This window comes from Allobosea sp. GW821-FHT10B12, assembly GCF_059415545.1.
The window spans coordinates 987,095-1,010,647 of the sequence record NZ_JBWKNL010000001.1; the positions used below are offsets into that span (position 1 = coordinate 987,095).

Annotated in this window: 17 protein-coding genes; 14 read left to right on the plus strand and 3 right to left on the minus strand. The window is 68.1% G+C overall.

Going from position 1 to position 23,553, the window contains the following annotated elements:
* Window positions 1–3: 3 nt before the first annotated feature.
* The 10 genes from AC07O0_RS04750 to AC07O0_RS04795 all read left to right on the plus strand — a co-directional run bounded on the left by AC07O0_RS04750 (window position 4) and on the right by AC07O0_RS04795 (window position 11,897).
* The gene (locus tag AC07O0_RS04750) at window positions 4–894 is read left to right on the plus strand and encodes a phage/gene transfer agent baseplate hub protein (protein ID WP_494620481.1); all 891 of its coding nucleotides are present in this window, start codon (window positions 4–6) and stop codon (window positions 892–894) included.
* Window positions 891–1,337: an NlpC/P60 family protein gene (locus tag AC07O0_RS04755; RefSeq protein WP_494620483.1), complete on the plus strand. Its 447-nt coding sequence runs from the start codon at window positions 891–893 to the stop codon at window positions 1,335–1,337. Before AC07O0_RS04750 ends, AC07O0_RS04755 begins: the two co-directional genes overlap by 4 nt.
* Window positions 1,337–5,269 carry a baseplate multidomain protein megatron gene (locus AC07O0_RS04760; protein WP_494620485.1) on the plus strand — a complete coding sequence of 1,311 codons (3,933 nt, stop codon included), beginning with the start codon at window positions 1,337–1,339 and terminating at the stop codon, window positions 5,267–5,269. The genes AC07O0_RS04755 and AC07O0_RS04760 overlap by 1 nt, the downstream gene beginning before the upstream one ends.
* Before the next feature lie 52 nt (window positions 5,270–5,321).
* Window positions 5,322–5,648: a PepSY domain-containing protein gene (locus AC07O0_RS04765; RefSeq protein WP_494620487.1), complete on the plus strand. Its 327-nt coding sequence runs from the start codon at window positions 5,322–5,324 to the stop codon at window positions 5,646–5,648.
* 46 nt (window positions 5,649–5,694) lie between these two features.
* Window positions 5,695–6,357, plus strand: a complete 663-nt coding sequence (locus AC07O0_RS04770) for a response regulator transcription factor (protein ID WP_110490706.1) — start codon at window positions 5,695–5,697, stop codon at window positions 6,355–6,357.
* 8 nt (window positions 6,358–6,365) lie between these two features.
* Window positions 6,366–7,742 (plus strand): ATP-binding protein, encoded by a 1,377-nt coding sequence (locus AC07O0_RS04775; protein WP_494620489.1) that lies wholly within the window; start codon window positions 6,366–6,368, stop codon window positions 7,740–7,742.
* A gap of 76 nt (window positions 7,743–7,818) precedes the next feature.
* Window positions 7,819–8,922, plus strand: a complete 1,104-nt coding sequence (gene ccmI / locus AC07O0_RS04780; RefSeq protein ID WP_494620491.1) for a c-type cytochrome biogenesis protein CcmI — start codon at window positions 7,819–7,821, stop codon at window positions 8,920–8,922.
* A gap of 41 nt (window positions 8,923–8,963) precedes the next feature.
* Window positions 8,964–9,437, plus strand: a complete 474-nt coding sequence (gene ccmE, locus AC07O0_RS04785) for a cytochrome c maturation protein CcmE (RefSeq protein ID WP_494620670.1) — start codon at window positions 8,964–8,966, stop codon at window positions 9,435–9,437.
* A gap of 10 nt (window positions 9,438–9,447) precedes the next feature.
* Window positions 9,448–11,430, plus strand: a complete 1,983-nt coding sequence (locus tag AC07O0_RS04790; protein WP_494620492.1) for a heme lyase CcmF/NrfE family subunit — start codon at window positions 9,448–9,450, stop codon at window positions 11,428–11,430.
* Window positions 11,431–11,435: 5 nt separating this feature from the next.
* The gene (locus AC07O0_RS04795) at window positions 11,436–11,897 is read left to right on the plus strand and encodes a cytochrome c-type biogenesis protein (protein ID WP_494620494.1); all 462 of its coding nucleotides are present in this window, start codon (window positions 11,436–11,438) and stop codon (window positions 11,895–11,897) included.
* A 6-nt stretch (window positions 11,898–11,903) separates the two neighbouring features.
* On the opposite strand, the gene AC07O0_RS04800 is transcribed toward AC07O0_RS04795, so the two are convergent.
* On the minus strand, window positions 11,904–12,419 hold the full coding sequence (locus AC07O0_RS04800) for a hypothetical protein (RefSeq protein WP_494620496.1): 516 nt from the start codon (window positions 12,417–12,419) through the stop codon (window positions 11,904–11,906).
* Window positions 12,420–12,614: 195 nt separating this feature from the next.
* Between AC07O0_RS04800 and AC07O0_RS04805 the strand changes: the two genes are divergently transcribed.
* From AC07O0_RS04805 to AC07O0_RS04820, 4 genes are all read left to right on the plus strand, one after another.
* Window positions 12,615–13,850 carry a trypsin-like peptidase domain-containing protein gene (locus AC07O0_RS04805; RefSeq protein ID WP_494620497.1) on the plus strand — a complete coding sequence of 412 codons (1,236 nt, stop codon included), beginning with the start codon at window positions 12,615–12,617 and terminating at the stop codon, window positions 13,848–13,850.
* A 188-nt stretch (window positions 13,851–14,038) separates the two neighbouring features.
* A complete protein-coding gene (locus tag AC07O0_RS04810; protein WP_110490698.1) occupies window positions 14,039–14,722 on the plus strand; it encodes a response regulator transcription factor in 684 nt (227 codons plus the stop codon).
* The gene (locus tag AC07O0_RS04815) at window positions 14,706–16,223 is read left to right on the plus strand and encodes a HAMP domain-containing sensor histidine kinase (RefSeq protein ID WP_494620499.1); all 1,518 of its coding nucleotides are present in this window, start codon (window positions 14,706–14,708) and stop codon (window positions 16,221–16,223) included. Before AC07O0_RS04810 ends, AC07O0_RS04815 begins: the two co-directional genes overlap by 17 nt.
* 43 nt (window positions 16,224–16,266) lie before the next feature.
* Window positions 16,267–19,221 carry a bifunctional [glutamine synthetase] adenylyltransferase/[glutamine synthetase]-adenylyl-L-tyrosine phosphorylase gene (locus AC07O0_RS04820; RefSeq protein WP_494620501.1) on the plus strand — a complete coding sequence of 985 codons (2,955 nt, stop codon included), beginning with the start codon at window positions 16,267–16,269 and terminating at the stop codon, window positions 19,219–19,221.
* Between the two features lie 13 nt (window positions 19,222–19,234).
* Here the strand turns inward: AC07O0_RS04820 and AC07O0_RS04825 are convergent, their stop codons facing one another.
* Together AC07O0_RS04825 and AC07O0_RS04830 are read right to left on the minus strand one after the other, a co-directional pair.
* Entirely contained in the window at window positions 19,235–20,956 is a 1,722-nt protein-coding gene (locus AC07O0_RS04825) for a GGDEF domain-containing protein (RefSeq protein ID WP_494620503.1), read from the minus strand.
* 168 nt (window positions 20,957–21,124) lie between these two features.
* A complete protein-coding gene (locus tag AC07O0_RS04830) occupies window positions 21,125–23,290 on the minus strand; it encodes a PAS domain-containing sensor histidine kinase (RefSeq protein WP_494620504.1) in 2,166 nt (721 codons plus the stop codon).
* Window positions 23,291–23,553: the final 263 nt, after the last annotated feature.

Genomic DNA, 23,553 nt, shown 5'->3' on the forward strand with positions numbered 1-23,553 from the left:
GCCATGCGGATATTGTCCCCTGGGCTCGCCGCGCATGTCGCCGGCGAGGCGACTACGCTGTGCCGGTGCTGGAGCCTGACCCGCGGCGACGGCACGGTGCTCGGCTTCACCGATCATGACCGCGATCTATCCTTCGACGGCATCCTGTTCCGCGCAAATGCCGGCCTGGAGGCGGCCGAATCCAGCTCCGAACTCGGCTTTGCGACCGGCGGCGGCGAGGTGCTCGGAGCCCTGGCGGCGAGCGGGCTCAGCGAGGCGGATCTGTCGCGTGGCCTTTACGATGATGCCCGTGTCGCCCTCTGGCTGGTCAACTGGGCCGACCCCGGCCAGCGCACCTTGCTGGAGACGGGTTTCGTCGGCGAGGTGAAGCGCAGCGACAGCAATTTCTCCGCCGAGGTCCGCGGGCTCGGCAAGGCCTTCGACGAAGAGCGCGGGCGGCTCTACACGGCGACCTGTTCCGCTGATCTAGGGGATAGTCGCTGCGGTGCGCCGGTGCTTCCGGCTCCGGGGATGGTGGCTGCCACAGACGGCCGGCTCACCATCACGGCGCCGGTTCTCGGCGGTTTCCAGGACGGGCATTTCGGCGGGGGACGGCTGACGTTCCAGGCAGGCCAGAATGTCGGATTCTCGACCGAGATCCGCAGCCATCGCAATGCCGACGGTGCCGTCGTTCTGCAACTCTGGCAGGCGGCGCCGCGCCCGATCGCGATCGGCGACTTCTTCATGGCCTTCCCCGGTTGCGACAAGCGCTTTGCCACCTGCCGCGACAAGTTCGGCAACGGCGTCAACTTCCGTGGCTTCCCGCATCTGCCAGGGAACGACTTCATCGTCGGCGGCACCGGCGCCGGCAGCCCCGGCGCAGGTCCGTTCGACGGCGGGAGCCTGTTCCGATGACGGGCATCGATGTGTCACGGGAGCGGATTGTCGCCGCCGCGCGCGGCTGGCTCGGCACGCCCTATCATCACCAGGCCTCGCTGCGCGGCGTTGGCTGTGATTGCCTCGGCCTGGTGCGTGGCGTCTGGCGCGACCTCTATGGCGATGAGCCTGAGCCGACGCCGCCCTATTCGCCATACTGGGCGCAACAGGGCGCAGGCGAGACACTGGCGCTGGCAGCGGAACGCCATCTCGTTCCGGTCGAGCTTGAAACGGCACGTCCGGGCGATGTGCTGCTCTTCCGCTGGCGCGCCCATCTACCGGCTGCACACTGCGCCATCCTGACCGACGCAGACCGCATCCTGCACGCGCATGACGGTGCCGCGGTCGGCGAAGTAGCCTTCACCGGCTGGTGGCGGCGCCATCTCAGCCATGCCTTTGTCTTTCCGGAGCTCGATGCCTGATGGCCACGCTCGTTCTGCAGGTCGCCGGTTCGGTGCTCGGCGCGGCCGTCGGCGGTCCGTTCGGTGCCATGATCGGCCGTTCGCTCGGTGCGATCGCCGGCGCGAGCCTCGACCAAGGTCTCTTCGGAGGCGGGGGCGGCACGCGTATCGTCGAGGGTCCGCGCCTGAAGGAGGTCGATGGTCTCGCCTCGACCGAAGGAGCGCCGATTCCGCGCGTCTACGGCCGGGCCAGGCTCGGCGGCCAGCTGCTCTGGGCGACGCGCTTCGAGGAGGAGGTGACGACCACCGTCACTCGTACCAAGAGCGGCGGCAAAGGCGGTCAGAAGGCGCAGAAGACCTACGAGACCACCTATAGCTACTACGCCAACCTCGCAGTTGCGGTCTGCGAGGGGCCGATCGCCTTCGTGCGACGGATCTGGGCCGATGGGCGTGAGATCGACTTCAACGCTGTGACGCTGCGCATCCATCGCGGTTTCGAGAACCAGGAGCCGGATCCGCTGATCTCAGCCAAGGAGGCCGGCGCGGCTCCGGCCTATCGCGGTACCGCCTATGTGGTGTTCGAGCGCTTCCCGCTCGCCGATTACGGCAATCGCGTGCCACAATTCTCCTTCGAGGTGGTGCGCGCGGTGCCGGGGCTCGGCGAGATGATCCGTGCGGTCACTCTGATCCCTGGGGCGAGCGAATTCATCTACCAGCCGACCCTGATCAACCAGGAGCCTGAAGCCGGCGTCACCATCGCCGAGAACCGGCATCAGTTGCACAGCGTCACCGATATCGACGGTGCGATCGGGCATCTGCTGGCGCTCTGCCCTTACCTGCGGCGCATCTCGCTGGTCGTCAGCTGGTTCGGCGACGATCTGCGCGCCGGTTCCTGCACCATCGCGCCGCGCGTCGAGATCGCCGACAAGAACACCCCGGATGCGCCGTGGCTGGTCGCTGGCCTGGATCGGGCAAGCGCGCGCATCGTCAGCCAGTCGAGCAGCCGACCAGCCTATGGCGGCACGCCCTCGGACGAGAGCGTGATCGCCCTGATCCGGCGCTTGCGCCAAGTCTATGGGCTCGAAGTCGTTCTCTATCCCTTCGTGATGATGGACGTGCCGGCCGGCAACGCGCTGCCCGATCCACACACCGGCAACGCCTCCCAGCCGCCCTATCCCTGGCGCGGCCGGATTACCTGCTCCCCGGCTCCGAGCCAGTCCGGATCGTCCGACGGAACGTCGACCGCGGCCGACCAGATCGCGAATTTCCTCGGCACCTCGACTGCAGCCGATTTCTCGCTCGATGGCGACAAGGTCGTCTGCGCGCGGCCGGACGAATGGAGCTTCCGCCGCGCCGTGCTGCATGCGGCCATGCTCGCCAAGGCGGCCGGCGGGGTCGAGGGCTTCATCATCGGCTCCGAACTGGTCGGCCTGACCCGGGTCCGAGCGGCATCCGGTTCCTATCCCATGGTCGACGGGCTCGTTGCGCTTGCCGCCGAGGTCCGCACCATTCTGCCGACGCCGGCCAAACTGACCTATGCGGCCGACTGGACCGAATATGGCGCCCATGTCCGCGATGGCGGGCAGGAGGTCCGCTTTCCGCTCGATCCGCTCTGGTCGAGCGCACACATCGACGCGATCGGCATCGACTACTACGCCCCGCTCTCCGACTGGCGCGATACGCCCGACCATGCCGATATCGCCGCCGCGCGCGGCCCTGCCGACGTCGATCATCTGCGCAGCAGGCTGACGTCTGGAGAAGCCTACGACTGGTATTATGCCAGCTTCGCCGGCCGTCAGGCCCAGACGCGCCTGCCGATTGCGGACGGCGCCTTCGGCAAGCCCTGGATCTTCCGCCAGAAGGACCTGCCGAACTGGTGGCTGAATCCGCATGTCCAACGCTTTGGCGGCATAGAGATCGGCGCGACCGGCTGGCTTCCGGGCTCGAAACCGATCTGGCTGACCGAGATCGGCCTCCCAGCAGTCGACAAGGGCGGCAATTCGCCGAACGTCTTCCCCGATCCGAAATCGATCGATGGCGGCTATCCGCATTTCTCGACGAGGGCGCGCGACGACCTCGTCCAGGCGCGCGGGCTGGAGGCGATCCTGTCGGGCTTCGATCCTGCGCTCCCGGGATTCGATTCGCAGCGCAATCCGACTTGGCTCTCGCTCGGCCAGCGCATGGTCGATCCGGCCAACATCTTCGTCTGGACCTGGGATGCCAGGCCGTTCCCGGCCTTCCCGGATCTGGCCTCGGTCTGGGCCGATGGAGCGAACTACGAGACGGGCCATTGGATCAACGGCCGGCTCGAAGGCGTAACGCTCGACCGGCTGGTACGAGCGATCCTGACCGACTACGGCCTGCCCGCACCAGAGGAAGTCGCCATCGACGGCTTCGTCGATGGTTTCGTCCTCGATCGGCCGATCTCGGCGCGGCAGGCGCTCGAGCCGCTGGCTCAGGCATTCGGGTTCGACGCTGTGATGTCCTCCGGCAAGCTCGCCTTCCGTGGTCGCGCGGCGACTGTCGCGCGTGCTTTGTCGACCGACGATCTCGTGCTCGATCGCGACGGCCAGCCCTTCGAGCTGCGCCGGGCGCAGGAGAGCGAACTGCCGCGCGAGCTGCGCCTCGTCCATATCGATGGCAATAATGATTATCGCCAGGTGACGGCCCGTTCGCGGCGCCTGGCCGGAGCCTCGCGCCGGGAGAACGCCGTCGAATTGCCGGTGATCACACGCCGTGGCGAAGGGCAGCGCCTCGCCGATCAGCGGCTGCAGGAGATCTGGGCCGGCCGCGAGACGCTCGAGCTGGAGCTGTCGCCGCGCTGCATCGGTCTCGAAGCGGGCGATGTCGTATCACTCGAGCTTGCAGGGCAGTCGCGCCTGTTCCGGTTGACGCGCATCAGTGACGGCCCGACGCGGCGTGCCGAGGCACGCGCAGTCGAGCCGGCGATCTATCGCGGCGCGGCAGCCGGAGCGGGAGACGGTGAGCGCTCTCCGAAGGTGACGCCGCGGGTCGCCGGACGGCCGGACGCTCTGATCCTTGATCTTCCGATCGCGCGGGAGACGCCGCCGCCGCTGCAGTCGCTCGCGGTTTTCGCCGATCCCTGGCCCGGTGGGCTGGCGATCTGGCGTGCCGCCGAGGGCATGCCGTTCGCTCTGGCCGGCATTGTGGCGGCGCCCTCCATCATGGGCGAGAGCCTGACGGTGCTCGCGCCCGGGCCGCTCTGGCGGACCGATCGGCACGCCTCGGTCGATGTCCGCTTGCGTGGCGGCAATCTCGCCTCCATTGCCTCGGAGGCCGCCTTGGCGGGTGCCAACGCGCTCGCGTTTATCGATGCGGCAGGGGAGGTCGAGATCGTGACGGCGGCGCGGGTCGAACTGGTCGGAGCGCGGACATTCCGGCTGTCGCAGATGGTGCGCGGGCTCGGCGGTTCGGAGGTGGCCGCGGCGCGGACCTTGGCTTCGGGAGCGCGCGTCGTCGTGCTCGACGGTGCGGCGGTCCCGCTGACGACGAGCCTCGACGATGTCGGCCGTCATCTCCGATATCGGATCGGCCCGCCCAATGCCGATGTTGCGGCAGCATCGATGCGCGAGCTCTCCGCCACGGTCGGGACCGCACCATTGCGGCCGCTGGCGCCGGTCCGCCTGCGAGCCTGCCGCTCGCTGTCCGGTGTCGCCTTGAGCTGGATCCGACGCAGCCGCGTCGGTGGCGATTCCTGGGAGGCTGTCGAGGTACCACTGGGTGAGGAGATCGAACACTATCGCGTGACGATCCGTGCCGGCGACGACATCGTCAGGGTCTTCGAGACAGGTGCAACCACGGTGCTCTACGAAACGGCGCAGGAACTCGCCGATTTCAGCGGCCCTCAGAGCGCGCTGGATGTCGAGCTGGTACAGCTCAGCGTCGTCGCGGGACCGGGCTTTTCCCGGCGTGGACTCGTCACCGTTCGCTGAGCTAGCCTCACGCTGATGTTCATGGCGCATTCACGCGTACCGGGCTAGCCCAATGGCGATGATGCTGCTCGACCCTAACGTCGCGATTCTCGCGCTCGTAACCGCCACCGCTTCACCGGTGGAACCGGTCGATTCGCCGCCGCCGATCTCCTGCCTGTCGGCACAGGAAACGCGTGAAGCGGTGTCCGACGGCAAGGTCATGCAGCCCGCAGCGGCCTCCCGCCATGCTCGCGAGGCCGCGCCCGGCGAAGTCTTGCGGATCAGGCTCTGTCGCCAGGGCGACGAGTTCATCTATGTGGTGACGACGATGAAGCGCGACGGCCGCGTTGCCCGGGTCACGCTCGACGGCGCCTCGGGCAAGGTGGCGGATATCCGCTAGTTCCGCTATTTCCCGTTCCTGATCCGCCAATCGGAGAAAAGCCGCCGTGCGACTGCTCGTCGTCGAGGACGACAAGGACCTCAACCGCCAGATCGTCAATGCGCTGGAGAACGCCGGCTATGCCGTCGACAAGGCTTTCGATGGCGAGGAGGGGCTCTATCTCGGCGAGACCGAGCCCTATGACGCGGTGATCCTCGATCTTGGTTTGCCCAAGGTCGACGGCGTTGCGGTGCTGCAGGGTTGGCGCCGGGCCGGCAAGACCATGCCGGTGCTGATCCTGACGGCACGCGACCGCTGGAGCGACAAGGTCTCGGGCTTCGACGCCGGCGCGGACGACTATGTCGTCAAGCCGTTCCACATCGAGGAACTGCTCGCTCGCGTTCGTGCTTTGCTGCGTCGCGCCGCCGGCCATGCGACCGCCGAGTTGATCTGCGGTCCGGTCCGCCTCGACACGCGCGCCAGCCGCGTCGTTGTCGACGGCAATCCGGTGAAGCTCACCTCGCACGAATACCGGCTGCTGGCCTATCTGATGCACCATCAGGGGCGCGTGGTCTCGCGCACCGAACTGGTCGAGCATCTCTACGACCAGGACTTCGATCGCGATTCCAATACGATCGAAGTCTTCGTCGGCCGCCTGCGCAAGAAGCTCGGCGTCGACGTCATCGAGACCGTGCGCGGGCTCGGCTACATCGCCGCAGCGAAGGCCTGAGCACTGCCATGCCGGTCACGCGGCAGCGCTTCTCGCTCGGTGCCCGGCTCTTCATCTCGGCCGCCATCTGCTGTGCGCTGGTGCTGATCCTCGCCGGCTTCGGCCTCACCACCTTCTACCGGCGCGCGGCCGAACGTGGCTTCGACGAACGCCTCAGCGTCTACATTAAGGAGCTCGTCGCCGATCTCGCGGCACCGCCTGAGGCCGAGCGCCAGGCGATCGGCGATCTCGGCGAGCCGCGCTTCGACCTGCCGCTCTCCGGCTGGTACTGGCAGATCATCCGGCTCGACGGCGAGCGGCCGAGCGTGCGTACCTCGCGTTCCCTCGTCGGTGGGCAGTTGCCGAAGCTGCTCGACCAGAACCTGCAGCCGAATACGCGCGGCCTGCGCGAGAGTTATGTCTCCGGCCCGGACGAGCGGGGCCTACGCGTGCTCGAGCGCGAGATCGATGTCGGCGAGGACGGCCGCTTCACGGTCGGGGTCGCCGCGCCGGCCGATGAGATCGAAGGCGACATTCGCGACTTCCGCTTCGCCCTCACACTGACCTTCCTGTTCCTCGGGCTCGCCCTCGTCGCTTCGACCATCGCACAGGTCCGCTTTGGCCTGCGCCCGCTGGCGCGCCTGCGCGCCGCGGTCGGCACGGTACGCACCGGCGAGAGCACGCGCATCGCCGGGCGCTATCCGCCCGATCTTGCCCCGCTGGCAGGCGAGCTCAACCAACTCATCGACGCCAATCGCGAGATCCTGGAGCGCGCCCGCACCCAGGTCGGGAATCTCGCCCATGCCCTCAAGACGCCGCTCAGCGTGATGCAGAACGAGGCCGAGGCCGGGCAGGGCGTCCTGTCCCAGACAGTTCGCCACCAGACCGCGATCATGCGCGATCAGGTGCAATACTATCTCGACCGGGCCCGGGCGGCCGCCCTGTCCGGCGCGCTCGGCGGCATCTGCGAAGTCTCGCCCTCGCTGGACGCCTTGATTCGCACTTTCGAGAAGATCGCGCAGGGCAGGGCGATCGAGGGCAACCACACTGTTCCCGCTGGCACCCGCTTTCGCGGCGAGAAGCAGGATTTCGAGGAGATGCTCGGCAATCTGCTCGATAACGCCTTCAAATGGGCGCGTACCGAAGTGCAGGTCAGCCTGGCGCCGGAAGCGCAGATGCCGGAAGGGCGTCTCGTTCTGCTGATCGACGATGACGGCCCCGGCCTTCCGGACGAGGCCATGGCCGAAGTCCTGAAGCGCGGCCGCAGGCTCGACGAGACGACGCCGGGTTCGGGGCTCGGCCTATCGATCGTCGTCGATCTCGCCAAGCTCTATGGTGGTGGCCTCTCGCTGGAGCGTTCGCCGCTCGGCGGCCTTCGGGCTCGGCTCGTCCTGCCGGCGGTCTGACGTCGCATTGCCCGCGTGACCCTTTGTCGCCATCTTCGGACATGAACCGACACCTTCGAACGGCTATGAACAGCGAATGCTGATCTGGATCATCTTCGCGGTCATGACCGGGGCCGCGGTCATGGCGGTGCTCTGGCCGCTCGGTCGCCGGGCTCCAGTGCTGTCCGTCGATACGGCCGGGGCGACCGCGCTCTACCGCGCCCAGCTTGCCGAGATCGATCGCGATCTCGGTCGCAAGCTGATCGGCATCCCTGAGGCCGATGCGGCCAAGGCCGAGGCGGCGCGCAGGCTGTTGCGCGAGACGGCGTCGGAGGCCGCTCCTGCCGGTGAAAGCGAGCCGGCGCTGCGTCGCCGTCGCGCGGCCTCTGCGATCGCGCTCTCCTGCGTGCCCCTGCTGGCGCTGCTGATCTACGGCGCCTATGGCTCGCCTAGCGTCCCTGACCAGCCGCTCGCGGCGCGGATGCAGGGCAATCCAGCGCAGGATTTCGAGCTGGCGCTGGCGCGGATCGAGTCTCATCTCGCCACCAACCCGACCGACGGCAAGGGCTGGAACGTGCTCGCCCCGGTCTATCTGCGCCAGGGCCGCTTCGAGGATGCCGCCAAGGCCTTCGCCAATGCGATCCGCTACGACGGAGCGACGACCGAGCGGCTGGGTGGTCAGGCTGAGGCGCAACTTCTCGCTGCGGGCGGCGTCGTCACTGCGGCGGCGCGGGAGAGCCTTGCCGAGGCATTGAAGCTCGACCCGGCCAATCCGCGCGCCCGCTTCTTCATGGCGATCGCGCAGGAGCAGGATGGGCAGGCGCCGGCCGCGATCGCGTCGCTCAAGGCCCTGCTCGCCGATGCGCCGGCTGACGCCCCCTGGGCGGCGACCGTCCGGGCGCGCCTTGATGGGCTGGAGCGTACGGCAGCGCCGGCCGATGCGATCGCCAGCCTGCCCGAAGCCGAACGCATGGGTGCGATCCGCGGCATGGTCGAGGGCCTCGCGGCGCGGCTCGCCGAGGGTGGCGGCAGCCTTGCCGATTGGTCGCGCCTGATCCGCTCGCAGGCGGTGCTCGGCGAACGCGAGGCGGCGCAGAAGTCGCTGTCGACGGCTCGCCAGCGTCTGGCTTCCGATCAGTCGGCAGCGCCCGCTCTCGACGGCTTGCGCACCGAACTCGGCCTGCAGGAGGCCGCACCATGACCATTCAGGCCGGTATCCCAGTCACGCCGCCGCGCAAGCGCTTGACCCGCAAGCAGCGCCGCCTCGTCGTGATCGCCTCGGCCGGCGTCGTCCTCGGCCTTGCCGCTGGCCTCGTCGCTTATGCGCTGCGGGATTCGATCGTCTTCTTCTACGGACCGACCGAGATCGTCGAGAAGGGCCTCACACCCGGCACGCGGCTGCGCCTTGGCGGCCTGGTCGAGACCGGTTCGGTCGAGCGCGGCGCCAACCAGCGCGTCGGCTTCGCCGTCACCGACGGCAAGACCAGGACCATGGTCAGCTATACCGGCCTGCTGCCCGATCTCTTCCGCGAAGGGCAGGGCGTCGTCACCGAAGGCGTGCTCGAGGCGCCTGGGCGGTTCCGCGCCGACTCGGTCCTCGCCAAGCATGATGAGACCTATATGCCGCGCGAGGTCGCCGACGCATTGAAGAAGCAGGGCCATTGGCAGCCCGGCGAAACCAAGCCCGGCGCGCCTGCTGCGCCGGCCACGAAATAGGGCCGCGCCTGTGTTCGTCGAGATCGGTCATTTCGCTTTGGCGTTGGCGCTCGGCGTCGCGGTCGTCCAGACGATCGTGCCGCTCTGGGGCGTGAGCCGGAACGATCCCGCTTTGGCCTCGGTCGGCCCGGCCGCGGCGATCGCCTGCTTCCTGCTGGTCGCGCTCTCCTTCGGCTGCCTGATGGCGTCCTATGTGGTCTCCGACTTCTCGGTCGAGAACGTCGCGGCCAATTCGCACTCGACGCAGCCGCTGATCTACAAGCTGACCTCGGTCTGGGGGAACCATGAGGGCTCGATGCTGCTCTGGGTCCTCATCCTCGTGCTGTTCGGCGCACTGGTCGCGCTGTCGCGGCGTTCGCTGCCGGCGAAGCTGCGGGCCGGCACGCTCGCGGCGCAAGGCAGCGTCAGCGTCGCCTTCCTCGCCTTCACGCTGCTGACCTCGAACCCGTTCCGGCGGCTCGTCCCGGCGCCGGGCGAGGGGCAGGACCTCAATCCGATCCTGCAGGACCTCGGCCTCGCCATCCATCCGCCGCTGCTCTATGTCGGCTATGTCGGCTTCTCGATCACCTATGCCTTCGCTGTCGCGGCGCTGATCGAGGGCAAGATCGACGCGGTCTGGGCCCGCGCCGTCCGCCCATGGACCCTGCTGGCCTGGACCTTCCTAACGCTCGGCATCGCCATGGGCTCCTACTGGGCCTATTACGAGCTCGGCTGGGGTGGCTGGTGGTTCTGGGACCCGGTCGAAAACGCCTCGCTGATGCCCTGGCTCGCCGGCACGGCGCTGATCCACTCGACGGTGGTGATGGAGAAGCGCGACGCGCTCAAGGTCTGGACGATCCTGCTCGCGATCCTGACCTTCTCGCTCTCGCTGCTCGGCACCTTCATCGTCCGCTCGGGCGTGCTGACCTCGGTGCATTCCTTCGCCAGCGACCCGCAGCGCGGCCTGTTCATCCTCGGCATCCTGATCGCCTTCATCGGCGGCTCGCTGGCGCTGTTCGCCTGGCGCGCGCCGCTCCTGAAGCAGGGCGGCCTGTTCGCGCCGGTCTCGCGGGAGAGCGCGCTCGTCGTCAACAACCTCTTCCTGGCGACGGCCTGCGCCACCGTCTTCATCGGCACGCTCTACCCGCTCGTGTTGGAGATGGTCACCGGCGACAAGATCTCGGTCGGCCCGCCCTTCTTCAACGCCACCTTCGTGCCGCTGCTGGTGCCGCTGCTGCTGCTGCTGCCGATCGGCCAGACGCTGGCCTGGAAGCGCGGCGACCTGCTCGGGGCAGCCCAGCGCGCCCAGGTCGCCTTCGGTGTCGGCGTCGCCACGACGCTGGCCATCTTCGCCTTCGTGCGCGGCGGCCCGGTGCTGGCGCCGCTCGGTATCGGCCTCGGCGTCTTCCTCGTCGTCGGCGCGTTCTGGGAAGTCGGCGAACGTGTCGTCGGCCGTGCCAGCGGCGCGTCGGCCATTCTGTCGCGGGCGAAGGGCCTGCCGCGCTCGGCCTGGGGCACGGCGCTCGGCCATGCCGGCGTCGGCATCAGCGTGATCGGCATCGCCGCTGTCGCCTGGGGCACCGAGGCGATCGGCATGCTCAAGGTCGGCGAGAGCCTGACCAGCGGCCGCTACACGGTGACGCTGGAGGCGGTGACGCCGCGCACCGGGCCGAATTATCGCGAGGACGCCGCGCGTTTCCGCATCGTCGCCGATGGCCGCGAGCTGAAGCCGGTCGAGGCGATGAAGCGCATCTATACGGCCCGTGCCATGCCGACCACCGAAGCCGGCATCCGCACCGTTGGTCTCGGGCAAGCCTATATCAGCCTGGGCGAGCCCGACGACAGCGGCGCGATCGCGGTCAAGCTGCATGACAAGCCGCTCATCCTGCTGATCTGGATCGGCGCGCTGGTGATGGCGGCGGGCGGCGCGCTCTCGCTGACCGACCGGCGCTTCCGGTTGGCTGCGCCGCGACGCGTGGCGGTGCCGGCTGCGATGCCGCAGGCGGCCGAGTGAAGCCGGTGCGCGCTCTCCCGCTCCTTCTCGTCGGGGTGCTGGCCTTCTCTGCGCCGGCCCTTGCCGTGCAACCGAACGAGGTGCTCAAGAACCCCGCGCTGGAGCAGCGCGCGCGGCAGATTTCCTCCGGCTTGCGTTGCCTGGTCTGCCAGAACCAGTCGATCGACGATTCCGATGCGCCGCTCGCCAAGGATCTGCGCGTCCTGGTGCGCGAGCGGTTGACCGCCGGCGACAGCGACGGGGCCGTGATCGATTTCGTCGTCGCGCGCTATGGCGACTTCGTCCTGCTGCGCCCGCCAATGAATGCGCGCACGATAGCCCTTTGGGCGGCGCCCTTCCTGATCGTGCTGTCCGGAGCCGTCTTCCTCTGGCGCAGGCGCAATCGGAGCGTTGCTCCGGCCAGCGCTGCACTCACTGCCGAAGAGCAGGCGAGGCTGGACGAACTGATGAAGCGCGGCGATTCCTGAGCAGGCTTAGACCGAGATACCGCACTGCCGGTGCATTTCGCCGCTGATCGACGGCGTGAGATAAGCGCCCCACGTCATCCGGCCGGCACGTAGCGAGGACGGGCCAACGCTGGCCTGATTGGCAAAAACCCGTGCAAAGCAAGCAGCGGTGGGGCCGGAATAGCCTCGTTTCGCTGCGATCCTGAGGCCGGCCTGGTACGCACCGCCACGATATTGCGATGTGACTGGACCTGACTGCTGTCGCTTCTGCCTCAGATCGCCGAGCCGGTCGACGCCGCAGCGGCGTTGCAGCTCGGCGTTGTAGGCCTGTGTCGAGGCGGCGAACCAGCTTCTCCGGCCGCCGGGTTTCTCGACGACCACCGCATGCCTGGCGAAGACCCGCCCATAGCAATCGGCGTTGTCATAGCCGCGGCGCTGCGCGAGGCGTACTCCGGTTTCATAGGCGGGCAGGTCCTGCGCCAGCGCGCTGTCCCCGGCGAGCAGCAATGCGGCGAGGGCCATGTATCCAATCGCGTGTTTCATCTCGGCCTGCTCTTATCGCGCGCATCGAGAGTAGGGAGCATTGTGACCGAGCCGGCGTCAAGCCGATCCCTAGCCCAGCGCCTTGCCAACCTTACGAAACTGTCATCATCGGGCGAAATCCAGGTAAGGCACCGCCCGTCATGGTCCACCTCACGAAGCAGGGAAGGCCCTGCCTCCCGCATCGAGGTGAGAACCATGACCACCCAAGAGAACAACACCCCCGAGACCGCCACTCGCACGCCCGCCACCGCCCGCTCGATCCTGAAGCGCGGCGCGATCGTCGCCGGCGCCGCGACGCTGAGCATCGGCCTGATGGCCGGCCTCGCCGACAATTTCCTCAACACCCACGGCGCCGCCAATGCGCAGCCGGTGCAGCTCTCCGGCCTGCAGCAGACGCAGCTGCCGTCCTTTGCCGATGTCGTCGACCGGGTTAAGCCCGCCGTCGTCTCAGTTCGCGTCAAGGCCAAGGTCGTCGCCAGCGCCAATGACGAGGGCGGCCCGGCCGGTATCGAAGGCCTGCCTCCCGGCCATCCGCTCGAGCGCTTCCTCCGCCGCTTCGGCGAGGAGGGCATGGGCCCGCGCGGGCCGCAGCAGCAGCCGCGCCTCCAGCTCTCGCAGGGCTCGGGCTTCTTCATCAGCCAGGACGGCTATGTCGTCACCAACAACCACGTCGTCGCCAATGCGGCCGAGGTCCAGCTCGTCACCGATGGTGGCAAGACGCTCTCGGCCAAGGTGATCGGCACCGATCCGCGCACCGATCTCGCGTTGCTCAAGGTCAACGAAAGCGGCAACTATCCCTTCGTCCAGCTCGCCTCGGGCAAGCCCCGCATCGGCGAGTGGGTGCTCGCGGTCGGCAATCCGTTCGGGCTCGGCGGTACCGTCACGGCAGGCATCGTCTCGGCGCAGGGACGCGACATCGGCTCCGGCCCCTATGACGACTTCCTGCAGATCGACGCGGCGGTGAACCGTGGCAACTCCGGCGGTCCGACCTTCAACCAGAAGGGCGAAGTCGTCGGCGTCAATACCGCGATCTACTCGCCGTCGGGCGGCAATGTCGGCATCGCCTTCGCGATCCCGGCGGCCACCGTCCAGAGCGTCGTCGAGCAGCTCAAGGAGCACGGCTCGGTCGCCCGCGGCTTCATCGGCGTGCAGATCCAGCCGGTCACGGCCGAGGTCGCCGACGCCATCGGCCTGAAGGATGCCAAGGGCGCTCTGATCGCCGAGGCGCAGGCCAATGGTCCTGCCGCCAAGGCCGGGCTGAAGCGCGGCGACACCATTCTCGCCGTCAATGGCGAGAAGATCGCCGATGCCCGCGAGCTGTCGAAGAAGATCGCGACCTTCGCGCCGGGCACCAAGACCAGCCTGACCATCTGGCGCGACGGCAAGGAGCGCGAGGTCTCCTTCGAGGTCGGCCGCCAGCCGGCGGCCTGACCCGGGGCATCCAAGTTGGGGCATGCTCTCGCGCGTAGCGTCAGTTGATCTGCGAGAGCGTGTTCCAGGCGGATGGTTTCTCCCGGCTGTCACGTCGCCCCCTGCCGGGAATGCCAGCCGTCACGGCGGCAGGTCGGATCGTCACCTCCGGCCTGCCGCTTTTCATTTCGTTGGGCTAGTTTGCAGTCATGCGACTCCTGATCGTTGAAGACGACGCCGAAGCGGCCGCCTATCTGGTCAAGGCCTTTCGTGAGGCCGGCCATGTCGCCGACCACGCCCCCGATGGCCTGGAGGGCTACGCCATGGCGCAGGGCGGCGGCTATGACGTGCTCGTGGTCGACCGCATGCTGCCGCGCATGGACGGGCTTTCGGTGATCCGCTCCCTGCGCGAGCAGGGCGAGACGGTGCCGGCGCTGATCCTCTCTGCGCTCGCCCAGGTCGACGACCGGGTGAAGGGCCTGCGCGCCGGCGGCGACGACTATCTGCCCAAGCCCTATGCCTTCTCCGAGCTGCTCGCCCGCGTCGAGGTGCTCTCGCGCCGCCGCGGCGCGCCGGCCTCCGAGCCGACCACCTATCGCGTCGGCGATCTCCTGCTCGACCGGCTGGCGCATCGCGTCACCCGCGCCGGCGAGGAGATCGTGCTGCAGCCGCGCGAGTTCCGCCTGCTCGAATACCTGATGAAGCATGCCGGGCAGGTCGTGACCCGCACCATGCTGCTTGAGAACGTCTGGGACTATCACTTCGACCCACAGACCAATGTCATCGACGTGCACGTCTCGCGTTTGCGCTCGAAGGTCGACAAGGGCTTCGAGCATCCGATGATCCACACCATCCGCGGCGCGGGATACATGGTCCGTGACACAGCTCGCTGATGGCAGGGTAAGCGAAGCGCCGCAGCCTTCCGGCCGCCTGCGCTTCCTGCCGCATCTCGTCCGCACCACCGCCTTCAAGCTGACGGCGATCTATCTCGTCGTCTTCGCGGCTTTCGCCATCTTCGTGCTGGGCTATGTCGCCTGGAACGCCAAGAACCTGCTCGACGACCAGATCCGCTCGACCATCGACGCCGAGATCCAGGGGTTGGCCGAGCAGCAGCGCCTCGGCGGCATCCGGAGGCTGGTCCAGGTGATCGAGCGGCGCTCGCGCGGGCCGGGCGCCTCGCTCTATCTCGTCACCACCCCGCTGGGCGAACGCATCGCCGGCAATATCGAGGCGCTGCCGCCGGGCACGCTCGATCGCCAGGGCGAGAGCGAGATCGAGTATGCCCGCTCCTCCGAGGCGCTCGACCAGACCAACCACGCCATCGTCCGCGTCTTCATGCTGCCGGCGGGCTTCCGCCTGCTGGTCGGCCGCGACGTCGAGGAGCGCGAGCGCCTGCGCGTCGTGATCAAGCGTGCCGCCGGTTGGTCGGTCCTGCTCGTGGTCGTGCTCGGCTGCTTCGCTGGCTGGTTCGTGGCGCGGCGCGTACTGAAGCGCATCGATGGCATGAACGACACGGCCCGCTCGATCATGGCCGGCGACCTCAAGGGCCGGCTCGCCATCGCCGGCACCGGCGACGAGCTCGACCGGCTGGCCGGCAATCTCAACGCCATGCTCGATCGCATCGGCGAACTGATGAGCGGCATGCAGCAGGTCACGGACAATATCGCCCACGACCTGAAGACGCCGCTGACGCGCCTGCGCAACCGTGCCGAGGAGGCGCTGCGCACGGCGCAATCGCCCGAGCAATTGCGCGCGGCGCTCGATGGTTCGATCGAGGAGGCCGACGGGCTGATCCGCGTCTTCAACGCTCTCCTGATGATCGCGCGGCTGGAGACCCGCCAGATCAGCGACAGTATGGCGCCGCTCGACCTCGCTGAGATCGTCGACGGCCTCTCCGAGCTCTATGAGCCGCTGGCCGAGGAGGCAGGGCTCACTCTGTCTGCCTCCGTCGAGCCCGGCCTGTCGCTCACCGGCAATCGCGAGCTGATTGGCCAGGCGCTCGCCAATCTGATCGACAACGCCCTGAAATACGGCAAGCCGGAAGGCGATGCGCCGGCGACCGTCGCAGTCACCGCGCGGCGGGTCGACGACAGGATCGAGCTCGGCGTTGCCGATCACGGCGCCGGCATCCCGGAAGCTGATCGCGGCCGCGTCCTGGAGCGCTTCGTCCGGCTCGATCAGAGCCGCAGCAAGCCCGGCTTCGGACTGGGGCTCGCGCTTGCCTCGGCGGTAGCGCATCTGCATGGCGGCGCGATCCGCCTGTCGGACAATGCGCCAGGGCTCGATGTCGTGATGTCGCTGCCGGTCAGTCCTCCTCCTGTGGACAGCCCTGCCGTGGAGGCGCCTGCGGGCTCGACATCGCAGCCGGACGGGGCAGGGTTCCAGTCGGCTTGATGAAGGGCTAAGGCTCGCTCAGCCGGTCGACGCGGAGGTCAGTGTGGGCGAGCCCTTATGCGAACGCCTGAAGGCGGCGCCCGTCCTGCCCGCCCGCGGCAAGGTCGAGGCGCTCTGGCGCGAGGAGCTGATCGAACGCCTGTTCGATGCCGAGGCCGGTGAACGGCTCGTCGCGCATCTTGCGGGCCATGAGGCCTCGGCCACGCTCGTCGCAGGCATCCTGGCGCATTCGCCTTTCCTCACCCAGATCATGCGGCGCGATCCGGAGGGGCTGTTCGCCTCGCTGACAGTCGCTCCGGAGGAGCGCCGCGACGCGCTGCTGGCGAGGATCGCCGCCTTCGCCACGCCGGAGACCGCGACCGCCGACCTGATGCGCGAATTGCGCCGTTTCCGTCAGGCGATGGCGCTGCTGATCGCGCTCGCCGATATCGGTGGCGTCTGGCCGGTCGAGATGGTGACTGCCGCTCTCAGCGCCGCCGCTGACATGGCGGTGAAGCTCGCCAGCGAGCATGCGCTGCATCAGGCCGCCGGCCTTGGCCGGATCGAGCTTCCCGATGCGAGCGAACCCGGCAAGGGTTCCGGCCTTGTCGTGCTGGCACTCGGCAAGCATGGCGCCGGCGAGCTGAACTACTCGTCCGACATCGACATCGTCGTCTTCTTCGATCCGGAGATGGCCGAGGCCGCCGGCGTCGGCGAGCCCACCAGCTTCTTCGTCAAGCTGACCCAGCAGATCGCCCGCATCATTCAGGAGCGCACGCCGGACGGCTATGTCTTCCGCGTCGACCTGCGCCTGCGCCCCGATCCCGGCTCGACCCATGTCGCCGTCGCCCTGCCGACCGCCTATGCCTATTACGAGACGGTCGGCCAGAACTGGGAACGCGCCGCGATGATCAAGGCGCGGCCCGTCGCCGGCGACCTCGAACTCGGCCGGCGCTTCATCGCCGATCTCGCTCCCTTCATCTGGCGCAAATACTTCGACTTCGCTGCCATCGCCGACATTCATGCGATGAAGCGGCAGATCCAGTCGGTGAAGGGCTTCGAGACGCTCAGCCTGCCCGGCCACAACGTCAAGCTCGGCCGCGGCGGCATCCGCGAGATCGAGTTCTTCGTCCAGACCCAGCAACTCGTCTTCGGCGGCAGGCGCCCGGCGCTGCGCGGGCCGCGCACCCTCGACATGCTCGGCGAACTCACCAGGGAGAACTGGATCAGCCCGCAGGCGCGCGACGAGCTGACGGAATCCTATTGCTGGCTGCGCACCATCGAGCACCGTTTGCAGATGCGCCATGACGAGCAGACGCAGACCCTGCCGACCGACGCTGCCGATCTCGACGCCTTCGCCCGCTTCTGCGGCTACCCCTCCGCCAAGGCCTTCGGCAAGGATCTGGAGGCGCATGCCAGGCGTGTCGAGGGCCACTACGCCCTGCTGTTCGAGGATGCACCGAGCCTCGCCAGCGAGGCCGGATCGCTCTCCTTCACCGGGACCGAGAACGACCCCGAGACCTTGGCGACGCTGGGCAAGCTCGGCTTCCGCCAGCCGGCGACCGCAGCGGAGACGGTGCGCGGCTGGCATTTCGGCCGCCGCGCCGCCGTCACCAGCGCCCGCGCCCGCGAGGTGCTGACCGAGCTGACGCCGGCGCTGCTCGTCGCGCTCGGGCGCACCACCGACCCCGACGGCGCGCTCGCCCATCTCGACAATGCCTTCGTTCGCATGCCGGCGGCGGTCGAGCTTTTGACCCTGCTGCGCTCGCATGAAGCCCTGCTGCAGCTCTTCGCTGAGATCCTTGGTAGCGCGCCGCGTCTCGCCAGGGTCGCCGCGCTCTATCCGCATGTGCTCGACGCGGTGATCGACCCCGCCTTCAGCGCCCCCCGCCACGATGCCGAGCGGGTAGCGCAGCGCGTGCGTGCCATGGTTGGCACGCCGCCACCCAGCGTCGAGGACGGGCTCGACCGCATGCGCGACGCCGCCCGGCAGGAGAACTTCCTGGTCGGAGCCCGGCTGCTCTCCGGCGTGGTCAACGCCGAGCAGGCGGCGCAGGGCTATGCCGCGGTGGCGCAGGCCTGCATCCGCGTCGCCTTCGAGGATACCCGCGCCGCCTTCGCCGCCGATCATGGCCTTGTCGCGGGAGCGGAAGCGGTCGTGCTCGGCATGGGCCGCCTTGGCGCCGGCGAGCTCACCCCCTCATCCGATCTCGATCTGATGCTGCTCTACGACCGGCCGGAGGACGCCGAGGCCAGCGACGGCAAGCGCCCGCTCGACCCGGTGACTTGGCATGTCCGCTTCACCCAGCGCCTCGTCGCGGGGCTGACCGTGCCGACAAGGCGCGGCACGCTCTATCAGGTCGACATGCGGCTGCGGCCTTCCGGCAACAAGAGCCCGGTAGCGACACAATTCGGTGGGTTCGAGGCCTACCATCAGGGCGAAGCCGAGATCTGGGAGGAGATGGCGCTGACCCGCGCCCGCGTCGTCGCTGGAGATGCCGGCCTGCGGGAGAAGGTCGAAGCCGCGATCCGGCAGATCCTGCTGCGCAAGCGCGAGCCGGCCAAGGTCGCCGCTGCCGTCGCCGAGATGCGGGCGCTGATCGCCAAGGAGAAGGGCGAGAGCGACGCCTGGGACCTGAAGCTCGCAGCCGGCGGGCTGACCGATCTCGACTTCCTGGCGCAGTACCTTGTGCTCGCCCATGGCCACGGCCATCCGCAACTGCTTGCCCGCACCACGTCGGGCGTCTTCGCCGCGGCGCGCGACACCGGAGTCATACCTTCCGAGGACGCCGAGCGGCTCGCCGGCGCAGCCCGCTTCATCGGTGACGTCCAGCTCTGGCAGCGCTTCGCGGTGGAGGAGGGTTTCGATGCCAAGGCTGTGCCGGATCGGGTGATGCGCCGGATCGCGACGGCGGTCGGCCTGCCCGACGCCAAGATGCTGAAGGCCGAACTCGACGAGACGCGCGCTGCCGTGAGGGCCATCTTCCGGCGTCTGTTGGGGACGGGGCGAGCGTCCTGAACGGCGCTGCGCTCTACTCCGCCGCGAGAGAGCCGGCCGCGCCGCTCTGCTCCATTCGTGCGCCCTTGGTCTTTTGCGACGGCGCGCGCACGACCCGATTCCGGCCCTCCTGTTTGGCGCGGTAGAGCGCCGCATCGGAGTTGGCCAGCAGGTCTCGGCTGGAGTTCGAGGTCACCGGGACGCAGGCGACACCGAGGGAGGCGGAGACCTGGGCTCCGTTCAGCTCCGACAGGGCTTCGATGCTGGTCCGGATGCGCTCGGCCTTTGCCGCTGCCATGTCGAGCCCGCAATTGGGCAGCACGACGATGAGTTCCTCACCGCCATAGCGGCAGGCGATATCGGTCTCGCGCAACTGGTTGATGATCGCGGCGGCCGCATCGCGCAATACAGCATCGCCTTTGGCATGGCCGTGCTGGTCGTTGAGCCGCTTGAAGTGGTCGAGATCGATCATGATGACCGACACTTCGGTCCTCTCGCGCTCGGCCAGGCGGACGACGCGTTCGAGCGCATCCTCCATGTAACGGCGATTGTAGAGACCGGTCAGAGGGTCGCGCAGGGCCTGGCTGCGCAGCTTGTCGCGCAGGGCGATGTTGGAGAGTGCGAGCGACATGGCGTCGGCCAGAGCGGTGCCGATGCCGGCGGCGGCTTCGAGCCGCTGATCCGCCTCGGGGCCGCTGCAGTAGAGCTGGAGGAGGCCGAGGATTTCGCCGCGTGCGATCATCGGGATCTCGAGCGCATGATCGCTGACGATGTGATGTTCGCAGCAGAGTTTGTGCGAGCCGGGTCGGTTGGCGTGCGGCTTGCCGCGCTTCAGGGCCCAACATTGCTGCAGTCCGATCGAGTCGGGCAGCGCCTCGAGATCCTCGCGCCCCCATGTCGTCGAGAGGGCCAGCCGGTCGCGCGAGTTGTTGAAGACGTAGAGCGCGCCGCCGAGATCGGGAATGAGTTCGGCCGCAGTCGCGCGCAGGACGGCATTGGCGTCGCCGTGGTCGAGCGCGCTCTGCAGCATTTCAGTCATCCCGAACAGACGCGAAACCTGCTCGCGTGATGAGTTGGCATTGGCGACGGCCAGATCGCGTGCCTTGGCGTCCCGCGTACTGCTGCGCGAGGCGCCGGCGAAGGCCAGGATACAGAACGCGCCGGTCAGAATCTGCAGCCCGAGCACGATGCTCGTCGCGTGCGTGATATTGCTGTTGAGCGAGGCTTCGATGGCCTCCTTCCTGGTCAAATCCGTAAAGATTGCTCGGGTCAGGATCGTGACGTTGCGCTCGATCCCGCGAGCGACATAGAGCGACTGCGCGATGTCGGGCTGCTTCGCCGAGATGGCAGAAACGATGTCGGCCCAACCGGCTTTGAGCGCGGTTACGATCACTTGTGTCGACACTTCCTCGGTTCCGCGTACCGCGGTTTCGGGAAAGCTGTCGTCGCCGAAAGTATTCAGGCGGCTGAGCGCCTGCGCATATCTGAGCAGATTGGGTTCGCTGTCGCGCCTGATCATCAGATCGGCGACTGCGGCGCCGGTCTCCATCACGGCCTGGCGCGCCACGCGCAGGGTCCGGGTGCTCTTGCGCACCTCCTCTACTCTGATCTCCTGATGGCCGATATAGGCGAACCCGGAAATGACGAGGGCGATCATCAGGGCGAGGAAGGCGATGGTGACGGCCGCCGAGCGTCCAAGTGCCCAGCCGGCTCGCTGAGCGGCTCGCGGATGGTCTGTGTTGAACTGGGCCTGCATCGATCCACGCCTCGTGGAGACCCCCCGGCCAGCCGCCGATATGAGCGTCGTAGATCGAGGCTTGCCGCAGGCGAGTTTAGGCTTCGTCAAGGTGCGCGGTTAAGCGATGCCTAAGATGGCGGCGACATTTCGTGCCATCTCGGGCGGCGGCCGGCGCTCGCGCGCCCGTCAGGCCGCCTCCGCGACGGCTCCGTCGGCATGATGCCGCAGCGGCAGGTGGACCATCACGATCGTGCCCGAGCCCATGATCGAGCGGATCCGCAGCGAGCCGCCATGCAGCTCGGCCAGCGAGCGGGCGATGGCGAGGCCGAGGCCGGAGCCGCCATGGCTGCGGATGAGATCGCCCTCGACCTGCTCGAACGGGCGCCCAATCCGGCCGAGCTTCTCGCGCGGGATGCCGATGCCGCTGTCCTCGACATAGAGGTTGAGCGCGTCGGGCGCCGGCTTGACGCGTACGGCGATCTTGCCGCCCTCGGGCGTGAACTTGATGGCATTGTCGACGAGGTTGCCGACGATCTGGAAGAGGGCGTGCGCATCCGCTTCGAGGCGCAGATCGCTGCCGAGATCGCTGGTGAGCGAGAGCCGCTTGTGCGTGATCGCCTCGCGGTGGCAGTTGATCGCTTCGCCGACCACGAGGTCGAGCGCGACATCGGTCTTTTCGAGTTCGAGCCTGCCGGCCTCGATCCGGGCCATGTTCAGGATGTCGTTGATCACCGCGAGCAGGTAGCCGCCGCTGGAGCGGATGTCGCGGACATACTCGACGTAGCGCTCGGAGCCGAGCGGGCCGAACAGCCCGTCATCCATGATCTCGGAGAAGCCGAGGATGGCGTTGAGCGGCGTGCGCAGCTCATGGCTCATATTGGCGAGGAATTCCGACTTGGCGCGGTTGGCGCTTTCGGCGGCGGCCTTCTGCTCCAAATAGAGCTCGGCCAGCTCGGCGAGCTGCTGCGCCTGCGCTTCGAGCTTCTGGCGCGAGGCCTTGAGGTCGGTGACGGTCTTGAGCAGCTCGTGCTCGGAGCGGGTCAGGCGCTCCTCCTGCTGCTTCAGCATGGTGATGTCGGTGCCGACCGAGACCGAGCCGCCATCCTTGGTGCGGCGGCCGTTGATCTGCAGCCAGCGCCCGTCCGAGAGCTTCGCCTCGTAGGACTGGCTGCCGGAGCCGGCGCGCGCGCTGCGGACCGGCTCGCGGTCGATGCTCGGCTGGGCGCTGTGGCTCATGATCTGCTCGTAGGCCGTGCCGGTCTTGACCAGCTCGGGCGACAGCATGTGCAGCTGCTGGTACTTGGCATTGCAGAGCACGAGCTTCTGCTCGGCATCCCAGAGCACGAAGGCTTCCGAGATCGCCTCGACCGCGTCGCGCAGGCGGGCATCGGCGGTGGCGGTGCGGGCGGCCATGCGGCGCTGTTCGGAGATGTCGACGACGATGCCGACGAGATGCTGGGCGCCGGTGCGGCGGTCGGTGACCAGCTCGGCCCGTGCCTTGAGCCAGACCCATTCGCCGGAGGCGTTGCGGACGCGGAATTCCTGGTCGAGATGATTGGTCTCGCCGCGGCTGACCGCATCGGCCAGGCCGTAGAGGTCGGCGTCCTCGGGGTGGATGAAGGCGTTGACCTCGCCGAAGGACATGAACTCGCCGGTGCGATCGTAGCCGAGCATCGCGTACATCGAATCTGACCAGTACATCCGGCCGTGGGCGAGGTCCCAATCCCACAGGCCGCAATGGCCACGGCTGAGCGCCGTGTCGATGCGGTCGCGGACGCAATCGCAATCCTCGTCGGCGGCGCGGGCGCGCCGGGATTGAAGGACGAAGGCCGCGGTGATGCCGGCGAGCACGATCGCCGCCGAGCCGAACAAAACCAGGATCGAGCGGCGCCGCTCGTCCCAGGTCGACAGCGCGCGCTTCACCGGGTGGAGCACCGCGACCTGGCCGAGGGGGGCGGCGAGGTTGCGGACGGTGGCGAGCGTCTCGATCCCGCCCGGAAGCGTGATCGGCATCACGCCGGCGCGGTCGGCGAAGACGGTGAGCGCCTGCCCGGGGCCGAGCAGGTCGGTGAGGCTGCGCTCGCTCGCGCCGATCGTCGGCTCGCCAGCGACCAGGCGACCGCTGGCGTCGCTGACATAGGCGATGCGGCCGCGGCCGGCGATATGCTTGGTCGTCAATGCCGTGAGGGCGGTCTCGGGGTGTTTGTCGTCTTTGGAGGCTAGATCGAGTTCGCGCACAAGCAACGCGGCGAGCGCCTCGAGGTCCATTGCTGCATCATCGAGCGCATCGTCGCGCAGTGCACTGGTTTGAATGTAGGCACCGAGCGCGAGGAGCAGGACGAAGCCGGCCACCAGCGCCGGAATGACTTTCCGGAAGGTCGGCTCCAGCTGTTCGAAGCGCTGATAGAGCGGATGCGTAAGGGATCGTGCTACGCCTAGAACTGAATTTGCGCGCACGTGTGCGCAAGCCGCGTCGGCACGCGTCATGCCCGTCCCCCTTCGGAAGCGATGTACCGTCAGTAAGATCGGGAGACGTGCCGCATCTCCGAATCACAGTCAGTTGAATCCGAGGGACTCGCTTTGTCTAGCGGAAACTTCGTCCTGACAGTGGTTTT